Annotated in this window: 10 protein-coding genes; 4 read left to right on the top strand and 6 right to left on the bottom strand. The window is 66.9% G+C overall.

The genetic code is table 11. From position 1 onward, the window contains the following. The first annotated feature begins 6 nt into the window (after positions 1–6). Positions 7–549: a hypothetical protein gene (locus DFO58_RS08720; protein WP_053797761.1), complete on the top strand. Its 543-nt coding sequence runs from the start codon at positions 7–9 to the stop codon at positions 547–549. Here DFO58_RS08720 and DFO58_RS08725 read toward each other — a convergent pair. The 3 genes from DFO58_RS08725 to DFO58_RS08735 all read right to left on the bottom strand — a co-directional run bounded on the left by DFO58_RS08725 (position 522) and on the right by DFO58_RS08735 (position 3,647). Then, a complete protein-coding gene (locus DFO58_RS08725; protein ID WP_053797762.1) occupies positions 522–2,333 on the bottom strand; it encodes an AMP-dependent synthetase/ligase in 1,812 nt (603 codons plus the stop codon). The genes DFO58_RS08720 and DFO58_RS08725 overlap by 28 nt on opposite strands. A gap of 109 nt (positions 2,334–2,442) precedes the next feature. Then, entirely contained in the window at positions 2,443–2,877 is a 435-nt protein-coding gene (locus DFO58_RS08730) for a hypothetical protein (protein WP_047118683.1), read from the bottom strand. Further along, positions 2,874–3,647: an alpha/beta fold hydrolase gene (locus DFO58_RS08735; protein ID WP_053797763.1), complete on the bottom strand. Its 774-nt coding sequence runs from the start codon at positions 3,645–3,647 to the stop codon at positions 2,874–2,876. The genes DFO58_RS08730 and DFO58_RS08735 overlap by 4 nt, the downstream gene beginning before the upstream one ends. Positions 3,648–3,792: 145 nt before the next feature. Between DFO58_RS08735 and DFO58_RS08740 the strand changes: the two genes are divergently transcribed. Next, entirely contained in the window at positions 3,793–4,467 is a 675-nt protein-coding gene (locus DFO58_RS08740) for a lysophospholipid acyltransferase family protein (protein ID WP_120990252.1), read from the top strand. A gap of 104 nt (positions 4,468–4,571) precedes the next feature. Beyond that, positions 4,572–5,963, top strand: a complete 1,392-nt coding sequence (locus tag DFO58_RS08745; RefSeq protein WP_047118686.1) for a class II 3-deoxy-7-phosphoheptulonate synthase — start codon at positions 4,572–4,574, stop codon at positions 5,961–5,963. A gap of 89 nt (positions 5,964–6,052) precedes the next feature. Here the strand turns inward: DFO58_RS08745 and DFO58_RS08750 are convergent, their stop codons facing one another. After that, the gene (locus DFO58_RS08750) at positions 6,053–8,272 is read right to left on the bottom strand and encodes a Stk1 family PASTA domain-containing Ser/Thr kinase (RefSeq protein ID WP_120990254.1); all 2,220 of its coding nucleotides are present in this window, start codon (positions 8,270–8,272) and stop codon (positions 6,053–6,055) included. A 202-nt stretch (positions 8,273–8,474) separates the two neighbouring features. Then, on the bottom strand, positions 8,475–8,723 hold the full coding sequence (locus DFO58_RS08755) for a WhiB family transcriptional regulator (protein WP_047118688.1): 249 nt from the start codon (positions 8,721–8,723) through the stop codon (positions 8,475–8,477). A 349-nt stretch (positions 8,724–9,072) separates the two neighbouring features. Between DFO58_RS08755 and DFO58_RS08760 the strand changes: the two genes are divergently transcribed. Continuing rightward, entirely contained in the window at positions 9,073–9,486 is a 414-nt protein-coding gene (locus DFO58_RS08760; protein WP_120990256.1) for a hypothetical protein, read from the top strand. On the opposite strand, the gene DFO58_RS08765 is transcribed toward DFO58_RS08760, so the two are convergent. After that, positions 9,487–13,209, bottom strand: coding sequence for an FHA domain-containing protein (locus tag DFO58_RS08765; RefSeq protein ID WP_120990258.1), 3,723 nt, complete (start codon positions 13,207–13,209; stop codon positions 9,487–9,489). It abuts the gene before it with no gap. Positions 13,210–13,215 lie beyond the last annotated feature (6 nt).

Genomic DNA, 13,215 nt, shown 5'->3' on the forward strand with positions numbered 1-13,215 from the left:
GGGAATATGAAAGCTGGCAGGAACACTTCCGACGGCGTCCCTGCCGCACGGCAGCAGCAGGCCAAGGAGGTCGCCGCCCTGCGCGTCGAACTGGGCGTGCTGCTGTTCACCCTGGACCCGGCCCTGCCGCTGGCGGAGCTCGCCGAGCAGCTGGCCGAGCAATTTGCCGAACTGCAGCTGCCCTCCCGAGTCGCCACCGCAGGACCGCAGCGGGTTGCCGCGGTCATGGACGGCAAGTTCACCGGAATCGACGTGCTGGTGGTGCTGGGGGACGCGAGCGCCGAGACCGAGGACCGGCTCATGGATCTGGTTGAATGGCTGCTGGCCAACGGGCGCCGCGCGCTGGCCGAGAACCTCGTCTTCGCCCAGCTGGGCCACCAGCCCAAGAACCGCCCGGCGCCGGCCTTCGCCCGTGTGGTGCTTGAGCGGCATTTCGCCGCCGAGGCACGGAAAAGCGGCCTCAGGTTTCCCTGGGCCGCTTCCTCCCGCGCATCGTGGGAGCTTGCCGGAGCCGTGCTGGACTATGCCACGGGCCTGGGTGCCGAGTAGATGTCCTCGATCAGCGCATCGTAGTCGCTGAGGACCACGGCGCGCTTGATCTTCATCGACGGGGTCAGGTGTCCGGAGGACTCGGTGAAGTCCTCGGAGACGACGCGGAACGCGCGGATGGATTCAGCCCGGCTGACCGAGGTGTTCGCCTTGTCGATGATCTTCTGGATGGCCTGCAGCACTTCGGGGTGCGTGGACAGCTCGTCCATGGACAGGTTCTTGTCCAGGTGGTGGCGTTCCAGCCAGCCCGGCACCGCCTCGGGATCCAGCGTGACCAGGGCCGAGATGAACGGGCGCCCCTCGCCGACGACGACGCACTGGGAAACCAGCGCATCGGCGCGGATCTGGTCCTCGAGCATTGCGGGGATGACGTTCTTGCCGCTGGCGGTGACGATGATTTCCTTCTTACGGCCGGTGATCTTCAAGAACCCGTCCGAATCGAGCTCGCCAATGTCTCCGGTATGCAGCCAGCCGTCGGTGAAGGTCTCGGCTTCCAGGTCGGGGCGGTTGCGGTAGCCGCGCATGACGCACACGCCCTTGGCCAGGATCTCCCCGTCCTCGGCGATGCGCACCGCGTTGCCCGGCAACGGCTTGCCCACGGTGCCGATCTTGATGCGGTCCAGGGTGTTCACGGTGACCGGGGCGGTGGTCTCGGTCAGGCCGTAGCCTTCGAGCACCGTGACGCCGATGCCATTGAAGAAGTGGCCCAGGCGCTCTCCCAGCGGCCCGCCGCCGGAAACCGCGTGGCGGATGTTGCCGCCCATGGCCCCGCGCAGCTTCTTGTAGAGCAGTGCGTCGAAGAGCTTGTGCTTCAAGTTGAGGCCCAGCGGGATCTTGCCGGCCTGTTCGGCTCGCGAGTACTTCACCGCGACATCCACGCCCGCGTGGAAGATCTTGGACTTGCCGCCATCCTCGGCCTTGAGCATAGCCGAGTTGTAGACCTTCTCGAACACGCGCGGCACGGCCAGGATGAAGTTCGGCTTGAAGGACTGCAGGTCTTCGAGCAGGTGCTTGACGTCAGGGGTGTGGCCGGTGCGGCAGCCTGCGGCCACGTTGACCACCGAAATGAAGCGCGCGAAGACGTGGGCTAGCGGCAGGAACATGATGGTGGAAGCGCCGGGATACACGGCCGACGGCAGTTCAGCCACCGCGTTCTCCGCGAGCTCGACGAAATTGGAGTGGGTCAGTTCACAGCCCTTGGGCCGTCCGGTGGTGCCCGAGGTGTAGATGATGGTCGCGATGTCCTGCAGGTTCGCCGAGGAACGTCGCTGCTCCAGCTCTTCGTCGCTGACGTCCTTGCCGTCCTCGGCCAACTGGGCCAGGCCCTCGTCGAACTGCCAGACGTGGTCCAGGCATTCGAGCTGCTCCTGGTGGGCGGCTTCGCGGACCACCGCTTCGTGGGCGGGGCTTTCCACGACCACTGCCACGGTTTCGGAATCCGCGGCGATCCAGGCGACCTGGCTAGGGGAGGAGGTCTCGTAGATCGGGACGGTGACGCAGCCCGCGTACCAGATCGCGAAGTCGACGAGCGTCCATTCGTAGCGGGTACGCGCCATCAGGGCGATGCGGTCGCCGGCCTTGATGCCGTTGGCGATGAAGCCCTTGGCGATGGCTGCGGCCTCCGCGGCGAATTGCGAGGCGGTGACGTCCTGCCAGGTGCCGCCGGGAGCCGGTTTGGAGAAGAGCGCCGGATTAGCAGCTGAATTCGCGTGGCGCAGCAGCAGGTCGGTGATGTTCGACTCTGCCGGCGAGTGGATGCGTAGCGGAGTGCTGTATTCGCGCATCTGTGTCTCATCTCCTGAACTCGGTGTGACCCGGTGGGCAATGCGGGGTAATCCGCATCACATTGTTATTACTCTACAGTAACCTAGCGTTCCTCGGGTTCAAAGTCGATCAGACCCTTGCTCCATCATCTCCCGGATCGCGTTCGGTAGGTAGCCTTCTGAGTAGGTAGATCACGCCGATGATCGACAGCGCGACCAGGCCGATGTAGACGAAGGCCGGGGCCGAGCGGAAAAAGATCACGCACAGCAGCAAGCCGATGGGCCCGCCGGCGGCCATCGTCCAGGCGAGGTTGACCATCGGGTTGCCGGAGCCCAGCGCCGCCGGCTCGTCGGGGATGAACTCCTCCTCGGTGTCCTCGACCTCGTAGTCGCGGGGGCCGGTGACCGCGCCGGGGCCGGTGGAGAACAGTTGGCGCAGCTCGGCCTGGCGCTCTGCGGCGCTCGGTTCGCGCGGGGTGCCCTGGTCCAGGGTGCGGAAATTCTCAACGAGTTCGTCCCAGCGCGGATCGTCGGCGCCGGACGGCTTATTTTCTGCAGGGTTCATGGCCTGCCCTTCGGGGAGTGCGTGGCCTGCCCGGCCAGGTGGTGGAAGAACCGGGCGGATTCCTCGAAAATCTGCGCGGCGTCGTAGTCAAGGGTCGCGACATGCTTCGAATGCAGCAGCTGGTGGTGTTCGGCCAGGGTGCCGGGGTTCAGCCCTTCGGTCAGCGCGTGCACCGAGGCGTCGGAGACCACGTTGTCCACCGTCGAACGGAACAGCTGGACCGGCGCGGTGACCAGGCCAAGCCTGCTGCGGGTCTGCGCGAACAGCTGGTAGAGCTGGTGCACCGCGGCCACCGGGGTGCGCCCGTAGGCCTTTTCGTCGGCCCCGCGTTTGGCGATGTCGTTGCTGATCGGGGCGACCGAACGCACCATACGCCGCAGGTACTTGGTATAGGGGGCCAGCGGACTGTCCACGACCAGCCCCGGATTCACCAGCGAAACCCCGGCGACGTTGCGCCGGGTAGCCAGGTGCAACGCCAGCGCGCCGCCCATCGACAGCCCCGCGACGAACACCTGCTCGTGCGTTGCTGCAAGTTCGTCGAACGACTGCTCGGTGGCCAGGATCCATTCGGAGAAATTCCGGCCGATCATGTCCTGCCAGGAGGTCTCATGGCCGGGCAGGACCGGGCACAGGGTGTCGAATCCGGCGGACTCGAGCGCCTGCGCCCACGGCAGCATGGCGGTCCTGGATCCGGTGAACCCGTGGATCAGCAGTACGGCAGGCTTCCTTGCCGGCTGGCCAGCCGCGCCCTGATGTACGTCGTGGCTCATCACGTCCCCCTTGAGGTGCTGCGTTGTACTGCATTCTTATTCGAGCGTAGTGCACAATTGAAGGGTAAGGACCCACGCCAGTCAACACCTCGACGGGCGTGTCCGCCCACGACGCCTGATGACGAGAAGAAGGAACCGCCCCATCGTGCTGTACGACTTTCTGAAACGCTTCGCGGTCAAGCCGCTGCTGCGAATCTTCTTCAAGATTGACATCCAGGGCATCAATAATATTCCCGTCGCGGGCGGCGCGATCCTTGCCTCCAACCACCTCTCGGTCAGTGATTCGGTGTTCCTGCCGGCGATGATCGAGCGGCCGGTCGTGTTCCTGGCCAAGGACGACTACTTCAACGGCAAGGGCCCCAAGGGACGGCTTGTCGCCTGGTTCTTCCGCAACATCAACCAGCTGCCGATGGACCGTTCGGGCGGCCGTGGCTCGGCCGCCTCCCTGGCCAGCGCCAATACCGCCCTGGCCGAGGGCAAGCTGCTGGGCATCTACCCCGAAGGCACCCGTTCACCCGACGGCCGGCTCTACCGGGCGAAGCTCGGCGTCGCCAAGCTGGCCCTGGAATCCCGCGTGCCGGTGATCCCGATCGCCATGATCAACACCCACAAGGTGCAGCCCATCGGCCAGCGCCTGCCGCACCCGGGCCGCATCGGCATCAAGATCGGCAAGCCGCTGGACTTCTCCCACCTCGCCGAGCAGTCAGGTGACCCGGCGGTGCTGCGCCAGGTGGCAGACGACATCCGTAAGGCCATCAACGTGCTGTCCGGGCAGAGCTACGTCGACGTCTACGCGCCGACCAAGGCCAAAAAGAAGTAGCCGGCGCCCGGGGCAGGGGAACCAGCGGGGAGCGTGCCCTGTGTTACGTCCGGTTGTTACATTGCACGCGGTGCTTTGCGCGCAAGGCACGTAGACTTGTCAAGGTGAGCGAAGAAAACCGAACCCCATTGCCCGGCTCATCCGTAGCCGGCCCCGCCACCGACCCGCAACTTGATCTGTGGCGTGATCTGCCTATTGCCCAACAGCCCACCTGGAGTGAGCACCCGGACTATAGTGCTTCCATTGCTGAACTGGGTTCGCGTCCGCCACTGGTTTTTGCCGGCGAGGTCGACGTTCTGCGTGAACGCCTGGCTCAGGCGGCCCAGGGCAAGGCCTTCCTGCTTCAGGGCGGCGACTGCGCCGAGACCTTCGCCGACGCTACCGCGGACAAGATTTCCGCCCGCGTGCGCACCATTTTGCAGATGGCCGTCGTGCTGACCTACGGCGCCTCGATGCCGGTGATCAAGATGGGCCGCATGGCCGGACAGTTCGCCAAGCCGCGTTCCTCGAACGACGAGACCCGCGACGGCGTCACCCTGCCGGCGTTCCGTGGTGACATCGTCAACGGCTACGACTTCACCCCGGAGTCCCGTGCCCACGACCCGAAGCGCCTGGTCCAGGCCTACAACACCTCCTCGGCTACGCTGAACCTGATCCGCGCGTTCACCCAGGGCGGCTTCGCCGACCTGCGCAGCGTGCATTCCTGGAACCGCGGCTTCATGGCCAATCCGGCGCACTCGGCCTATGAGCAGCTGGCTGGCGAAATCGACTCCGCCATCCGCTTCATGGACGCCTGCGGCGCCGGCTTCGAGGGCCTGACCCGTACCGAGTTCTTCGCCTCCCACGAGGCGCTGCTGCTGGACTACGAGCGTGCGCTGACCCGTACCGATTCGCGTACCGGCCTGCCGTACGACACCAGCGGGCACTTCCTGTGGATCGGTGAGCGCACCCGCCAGCTGGACCACGCCCACGTGGACTTCCTGTCCCGCGTGCGCAACCCGATCGGCGTGAAGCTCGGCCCGAACACCTCGGTCGAGGACACCCTGGCCCTGATCGAGAAGCTGGATCCGAACCGCGAGCCCGGCCGCCTGACGTTCATCACCCGCATGGGCGCCAAGAACATCCGCGAGAAGCTGCCGAACCTGGTGGAGAAGGTCACCGCCACCGGTGCGCAGGTCCTGTGGGTCACCGACCCGATGCACGGAAACACCGTCACCAGCAAGAACGGCTACAAGACCCGCAACTTCGACGACGTCATGGACGAGGTCCGCGGTTTCTTCGAGGTGCACGACTCGCTGGGTACCAACCCGGGCGGCCTGCACGTGGAGATGACCGGCGACGACGTCGCCGAGTGCCTCGGCGGCGCCGATCCGATCCGCGAAGAGGACTTCGACGAGCTCTACGAGTCGGTCTGCGATCCTCGCCTGAACCACCGCCAGTCCCTGGAAATGGCCTTCCTGGTCTCCTCGGCGCTGCAGAGCCGCGCTCGCCGCTAGGCCCGCACCGGAGAACTGAAAAGGTCTGGCCCGTCACCCCTCGCGGGGATGATGGGCCAGACCTTTTTGCGTGCACCGGCTGTTGCCTGCTAGAACGCGTAGATGCTGATTTCGCTGCCCAGCTCGATGCTCTGGTTCAGCGGCGACTGCATGCGCACCGTCTGCGAGAAGTCGCCGAGCACATGGTGCGCCTTGACGGTGAACCCTGCCTCTTCCAGCACGCGGGTCGCCTCCTCGACACCCAGCCCGATCACCGAGGGGACCTGGGCGAACTCCGGGCCCTGCGACAGGTTCACGGTCACGGAGCTTCCCACCTCGGCGGTGCCGTTCTGAGGCGACTGCGCGGCGACCAGGCCCGAAGGGACCTCGCGGGAATACACCGGATCGCCCACCTGCAGGCGCAGTCCCGCTGACTCTAGGGCCGCGGCGGCGTCGTCTTCGCTCAAGCCCTGCAGCGCCGGAACCTGCACCGGGGCCGGTCCCTTGGACACCTTCAGGGTGATGGCGTCCTTGCGCGCGGCGGTCTTGCCCGCGGCCGGCGAGGAGGAGATGACCTTGCCCTTCTCCACCTCTGAGGAGTATTCGCGGACCTCCTTGACCTTGGTCAGCTCGTGCTGCGCCAGCAGCTCGGTGGCCGACTGGAGGCTCTTGCCCGCTACCTGCGGGATCTCGAAGCGTTCGGGGCCCTGCGAGACGATCAGCTCGACCCCCTGGAACTTCATGATGTTCTCGCCGGTGGCCGGATGCGAGTCGACGACGCGCCCGATGGCGATCTCGTCGTCGAAGGCGGAGCCGAGCCTGACCGGGACGCCCTGCTCGGACATCTGCGAAACCGCCTGTTCCTGCAGCAGGCCGTTCAGCGACGGGATGCGGATCACCGTTCCGGGTCCGCGCCCGAAGAACCAGCCTGCGGCGGCCACCAGCGCCACGATCAGCACCCATGCCGCGATGAACCCGGTCTTCTGCGCTGCGGTCCTGGGCTTGCGTAGCCGGTGCGTGGGCACCTGGGCTTCCTTGCGCCACTGCTTCTGCGCCGCCTTGGTAGCCCGCTTCTCGCCGCGCGGGGAGCGCGCGGCCGGCTGTGGATCCTGCTCGTTGGGCTCATCGGCGCCGACGGTTTCGATGTCTGTCCGCGAGTAGGCGGCGGTGGCATCTGCTCCAGGGGAGCCTGCGCCGGCCGTTGGGGCGTGGACCACGGTGGCCTGCGCATCGCGCAGATCCAGCACCTCGGTGGCATCCGACGCGGCGATGATGGTGGTCTCTTCCTGATCGGGCTGCGCGTCCAGCGAATAGCTGTCCGCCGTGGCGCCGGTTCCCTGCAGCTGCCAACGGCGTTCGCGGGCTTCCTCGCGCTCGCGCTGCCAGTCGTCCAGGCGCTGCTGCACGGTGGTGGGCATGTGCGCCATGGAGCCAGGGGTCAGGTCCTCGATGCCACCCAGCGTGTCCGCGTCGAAGTCCAGCTGCTCTTCGCTGAGCGTCGAACGGATCTGGATGACCTCGTCCAGCAGCAGCTCGGCGTTCTGCGGCCGCTTCTCGGGGTCCTTCTCGGTGCACCACTGCACCAGCTCGTCCAGATCGGTGGCCAGCCCGGGCACGACATCCGAGGGCAGCGGCATGGGGGAGTCCAGATGGTGCTTCATCAGCGCGGCCGCATTGGTTTCCGAATACGGCAGGCGCCCGGTGAGCATTTGGTAGATCATGATGCCGACCGCATAGATGTCGCTGCGCGAATCGGCCGGTGCGCCGGAGACCAGCTCCGGGGAGACATGGGAAAGGGTGGCCACCAGCGTTGCGGACTGGGTGTGGGCGCTGGCCGCGCGGGCCAGCCCGAAGTCGGTCACCTTGACCTCGCCGGTATCCGCCAGCAGCACGTTCGCCGGCTTCATGTCGCGGTGGATGATGCCTTCTGAGTGGGCGGCGCCCAGCCCGTGGCAGACCTGCTCCAGCACGCTGAGCATCTGGCGCGGCGTGAACCGACCGCGTTCGGAGATCACCTGGTCGAGGTTGCGTCCGCGGACGTACTCCATAACCAGGTAGACGATGTTGTCCGTGACGTTGTGGTCGCGGATCGACACCACGTTCGGGTGGGTGATGTTCGCTGCGATCACGGCTTCTGATTCGAAGCGCTCGCGGACGGTGGACTCGCTGGCGAAGTTGTCGTTCAGGATCTTCACGACCACCGCGCGGTGCAGGCGCTTGTCCATGGCGCGGTAGATCCTGGACATCCCGCCCAGCGCGAGCAGGTGGTCGATGCGGTAACGGTCATCGAGGGTCGTACCCAGATTGGGGTCGGCAAGAGCAGGGCTCATGGTGCACGCACTCCTGACTTGGGATGGCGCGCCGCATAGGCGTGATTCACCCACAGCTCCTTTCGAACATGATTACTACCTTTTAATGTACCCAGCCGACCTGAGAATTTCCGGTTTAAAGCCGAAATCCGCCAGTGGTGTCTACCTCTGGCGGATTTCGTGCAGCTTCCCGGGTTGCGAGATCTACCTCGGGAGCGGTCTCTTAGGATGCGCGGCGGGCACGTGCAGCGCGGCGCTTCAGAGCGCGACGTTCGTCTTCGCTCATTCCACCCCACACACCAGCGTCCTGACCGGACTCGATGGCCCACTGTAAGCAGGTTTCGGTCACTTCGCACCGACGGCAGACGCTTTTGGCCTCTTCGATCTGTAAGAGGGCCGGACCGGTGTTACCCACCGGGAAGAAAAGTTCCGGGTCCTTATCCAGACACGCCGCGCGGCTACGCCAATCCATGCTTATTGATGCTCCTTGAAATCTTTGAGGGGGGACGAAATGCTCATGATCTGAACACACGAACGCCCCGCCTTGGAAAGGTCAGCGGGGGACGGTGTTAATGCCGTAGTGCTTTTCGCATCGTCGGACGTGAACGACGGGGTCATCGTTTTGCCAACCACATAAGGTTTTCATGTTACGAGAAAGTAAACAAGGGTCAGTGATGCGAAATATGTCGTATTGCCTGAGTGCTTTCTCACATGGAAATCGGCCTAGGCTTAGGCTAGTTGACGCGGATGTGGCAGGGGCTACAAGCCCGTTGCGGCGCTGTCGTTTGAGTTCCGCAAGCGCCTCAACGAAAATGGTTGGGGTGAGCAACGAAGAAACTAAAATCCCGCGTCCGAGCAGTGTCATTGCCGTCGCAGCACTGGTGATGTTCGAGGCGCTGGCGGTGCTTGCCTACGCCGTCGACTACGCCATCCATCTCACCTCGGATGGCGTGGTGAACATCGGCGGACGTCTTTTCATGCTTGCGCTGTGCCTCTTCTTGGCCATCTGGCAGGGCTCGGTGGCCATCAACTTCTTCCGCGGCAGGGCGTACACCCGAGCCCCGATCATCGTCTGGCAATTGTTCCAGTTGATCCTCTCGGTCTCCTTCTTCCAGTCCGATATGCCGATCGTCATTTCCGCGGCGGTTTTGTCGATCACTGTGGCCGGAACGACCGTAGTGCTGCTGTTCGCGCCGAAGACCACTCAATTCCTCGGAGACCGTCCCTCGCAGTAGTCATGGCCCGATGATGATGGCGCGTGGTTGCCCGGCAAAGCCGGCGATCGCGCGCCATTGCCTTTTCCCGCACGAGCCGCGGCCTGCCGCAGGAGGCAGCGGGCGCCAGGCCAGCGGCAACAGGTCCTGCGGATGGCATGCCTCCACGGCAATCGCCTGCCGGTCATCGAGCATCATGCCCGGCAACCCCAGATCGTAGGCGAGTCTGGCCGAGGGAGGGAGAAACAGCACCGCCAGGGTGCCCAGCGCGGCGGTTCGCTGGCGCAGCTCGGCAAGCCTGGGGTCGGAGGTGTCGTGCAGCACGACGCAGATCGTTGGCGCTGCAGGTCCCGCGCCTTCAGTTTCGAACTCCTGGACCCAGCGCAGCCAGGGCGCGGCGCCATCCACCATGGCCGCCTGCCAGCGTTCGGCCAGGAAGGCAGCGAGCTCCTGCCTGTCGCGTTCGCGAGGGCAGATGGCCAGTGCCGTTTGGGGTTGGTCGAAGCCGAAAGCCTGCCCGGTGAATGCGGTCCGCCCCACCGCAAGATCGCGCGGATTCCCATCGCCCACGAACGGCTGCCGCGCGGGCCACAAAGTCCCGGGCAGGCAATCCGGTTCCTGCTTGGCGGTTACGGCCGTCAACTGGATGGTCATCGGCCCGTTGGCGGGACTTAACCTGACCCCTCGGCCTGGCAACTGGCTGGCAGGCGGAAGCTTGGGCCAGGACATGCGCAGGGAATCGGTGGCATTAAGCGGGAAGTACCATTGCTCGGCGCACAGCCCGGCGGCCTTGAGCAGATTCAGGTCGCGGTCGGCCAGCAGGACCAGCTGCGCCGGGGCCGAAGCTCCATGCCGCAGCAGTTCGATGAGCGCCTGGTCGAATCGCTGGAAGACCACCGGATCCAGTTGGGACTGCAGCCGGGCGATGCCGTGCACCAGCACCAGCGTCAGGCGGTCAGGGGGCAGCGACTCAAGATAGTCGAGCGCTTCCAGGAATTGATACTGGTCTTCTCCACCCACGGTGCGCACCCCGGGCATTAAGGCGGGATCCGGGAACAGGGCCTCGCCGAAGCACAGGATCCGGCGCTCCAGGCGGGCGAACCCCTCGAGCAGGCGGCGGCCGCCGGCCTCCGGGACGCCGCACACCAGCAATCCCTGGCCGCGGGCTGGATCTACGCTCAAGTCCTCCAGCCGGCCCGCGGCGAGGTTGTCGACGACTCCGCAGTAGATGGTGCCGCCCTCGGCGCCCTCCCACTGCTCCGGCAGCGGCGCCGCACTCTGGGGCGGCGGCAGCTGCGGGGCAAAGGGGCACGGCGGAAGGTGCGAATGCTCCCAGCGTTCGGCCAGCAGGCGCACCTGCCGGCGCAGGGCCTGTCCCTCCGCCTCGGGATCAGGCCGGCCGAAGCTTCCCACGGGATGCAGCACCAGGTTCCCGGGGCCGCGTTCGGCAACGCTCCCGTGCGGGGCGGGGCTGACCGCCAGGGCGAACTGGACCTGGCGGTTGGCATGACCGGAACCCGCGATGATCGCGCTGCCCGGGCCGGACAGCCGGGCGGCGGCCAGGGAACCGACCAGTTCCATGGACTCGGCCTCGTCGTGGACCCGCAACGCAATGACGGTGTTCAGGTTCGCGCGGGTCTGCCCGGACAGCGAGCCGGCGGCCCGCTGGGTGCTCAGCAGCAGATGGATGCCCAAGGACCTGCCGACCGCCGCCAGCCGGTCGATGCGCGCGGCGGCTTCGGGCAGGGATTCGGTGAACACCCTGAATTCGTCGACCACCACCAGCAGCCGGGGCAGCGCGGGCACATCGGCCAGCCGGACGTACTCCGAGCGGTCGCTGCAACAATGCGCTGCCAGCAGGCGTTCACGGCGGGACACCTCCCGCTCCAGCTGCGCCAAGGTCCGCTGGGCTCCGGCGGCATCCAGGTCGCTGGCCGACAGCTGCACGTGGGGCAGCGGCTCGAAAACCGCCAAGCCCGCGCCGCCCTTGAAGTCGACCAGGGCGAACGCCAGCTGCTCGGGGCTGCACCGGCCGGCCAGATCCGCGATGATCCGCCGCAAGGCCTCGGACTTGCCCGACCCGGTGGTGCCGCACACCAGCACATGCGGCCCGTCCGCGTCGAAGTCCAGCAGCTGCTGCCCATGGGAATCATCCTCTCCGATCACCGCGGCCAATCTTGCCTGCTCCGGCGGCGGCCCGGCTGGCGCGGGTTCATCCGGGCGGAGCGCCAGGCAGGCCTGGACGATCCGGGCCAGCCTCCCCGCATCCAAGCGGTCCGGCGATTCCAGATGCAGGCTCCCGTCGGGCAGCTGGGCGCGGCAACCCACCGGATCAACCCAGTAGTCGCACTGCGCCGCGGGCACCGGATGAAGGCTGATCACCAAGGTGCGCGGCAGCCGGACCGGGCTGAGCATGGTCAGGAAAATCCGTTCGATCATCGGTTCCGGCGCTGCCGTGTTCCCGAGACCGCCCGATGCCCCGGCGGCACCGGGAGCCGGCTCAGTGTGCCGAGCCAGCTGCCCGGCGGTGCCCTGGCGTGCATGCGGCAACAGCATCAGCTCTGCCGGAAGCCGGGTGACCGACGGATCGACGACCAGCTCGATGCGGCCGGCGGCCACGTGCGGCAGGAACCTGGCCAGCAGCGCAGCCAGCAGGCGGTCCACCGCCGGGTCGTCGCCGCCGCGCAACTGCCACACCTGCGCGGCGGCCGGCGCGAAGACCGGGACGCCGGCGATCCTGCGAGCAGAGCGCCTACCGCCGGGCACCCTGCGCATCCTCCGGGCGCCGCCCTCCCGGGGAGGCTTCCCTCCCGGAAGCTGCCAGCTGCCGCGGCCGAACACCAGGGGTGGCAGCCCCGCGGGAAGCACCCCCAGCTGCGCCCGGTCGATGCCAGCGAGCACTGCGACCCCCAGCGGGCAGGCGAAACGGCCGCGCGCCTGCACCACACTGCGCTGCTGGTCACGCACCGTGCGCTTCCACCGGCGGCGCTCGCCGAGCAGCTGCGCCGCAGGGACCACACCCAGCAGCGCGGAGAGCCCGGTGACCGCAAGGAACAGCATGGACCCGGTCAGCGCCGCCAGCAGCACCCCGGAGAGCACCGGGACCAGCGCGGCCACGCACAGCGTCACCAACCGGCCCAGCTCGGGACGCGGCGGGAGGCTGAACTGGAGCTGGCAGTCCTCCACCGCCAAACCCGCCTCGGTGCGCGCGGGATCGCCGACCTCCAACACCGTGCCGCCAAGCTGGATCCGGCTGCCCGCATGCAGCTCCACCTCCCCGCGAACCGGCACCGCACCCCGGTCGGAGAGCACCAGCAGCCGCTGTCCGCCAGCCGCCCGCACACGCAGGGAACGCTCGTCGACCAGCAGGTGGGCGTGCACCCGTGAAACCTGCGGATCGCCCAGGCGCAGCGGCGCGCCACGGCCGATGTCGTAGGCGCCTCGCTCCAACTCCATCCAGGCCCCGGCATCCGGCCCCTCGGGGACGAACAACTTCAACCGCGTGCTGCCGGCCGACGCCGCGAAACCGGGGCCCGGGACATCGGCCAGCAGCAGCGGCCTGCCCGGAACCAGCGTTCCCAGATCCGCCAGCGGCGTCGATCCCACGTACCAGCGGGTGCCCGGCACCTGCTCGTCGAGCACCGACGCCAGCTGCGGGCCGTCCAGGGCCGCGGAGACCCGCAGCAGCAGCTGCCGGGGATTGAGCAGCGTGCGCGCGGACAGCAGCAGTTCATAATGCAGCATCTTCCC

Origin of the sequence: Arthrobacter sp. AG1021 (assembly GCF_003633665.1) — a bacterium.
Lineage (GTDB): Bacteria > Actinomycetota > Actinomycetes > Actinomycetales > Micrococcaceae > Glutamicibacter > Glutamicibacter soli.

Bases quoted from the DNA above. Each gene is read 5' to 3' on its own strand.
- DFO58_RS08720 (WP_053797761.1), top strand. From the start codon at position 7: ATGAAAGCTGGCAGGAACACTTCCGACGGCGTCCCTGCCGCACGGCAG.
- DFO58_RS08750 (WP_120990254.1), bottom strand. From the start codon at position 8,272: ATGAGCCCTGCTCTTGCCGACCCCAATCTGGGTACGACCCTCGATGAC.
- DFO58_RS08730 (WP_047118683.1), bottom strand. From the start codon at position 2,877: ATGAACCCTGCAGAAAATAAGCCGTCCGGCGCCGACGATCCGCGCTGG.
- DFO58_RS08765 (WP_120990258.1), bottom strand. From the start codon at position 13,209: ATGCTGCATTATGAACTGCTGCTGTCCGCGCGCACGCTGCTCAATCCC.
- DFO58_RS08755 (WP_047118688.1), bottom strand. From the start codon at position 8,723: ATGGATTGGCGTAGCCGCGCGGCGTGTCTGGATAAGGACCCGGAACTT.
- DFO58_RS08735 (WP_053797763.1), bottom strand. From the start codon at position 3,647: ATGAGCCACGACGTACATCAGGGCGCGGCTGGCCAGCCGGCAAGGAAG.
- DFO58_RS08725 (WP_053797762.1), bottom strand. From the start codon at position 2,333: ATGCGCGAATACAGCACTCCGCTACGCATCCACTCGCCGGCAGAGTCG.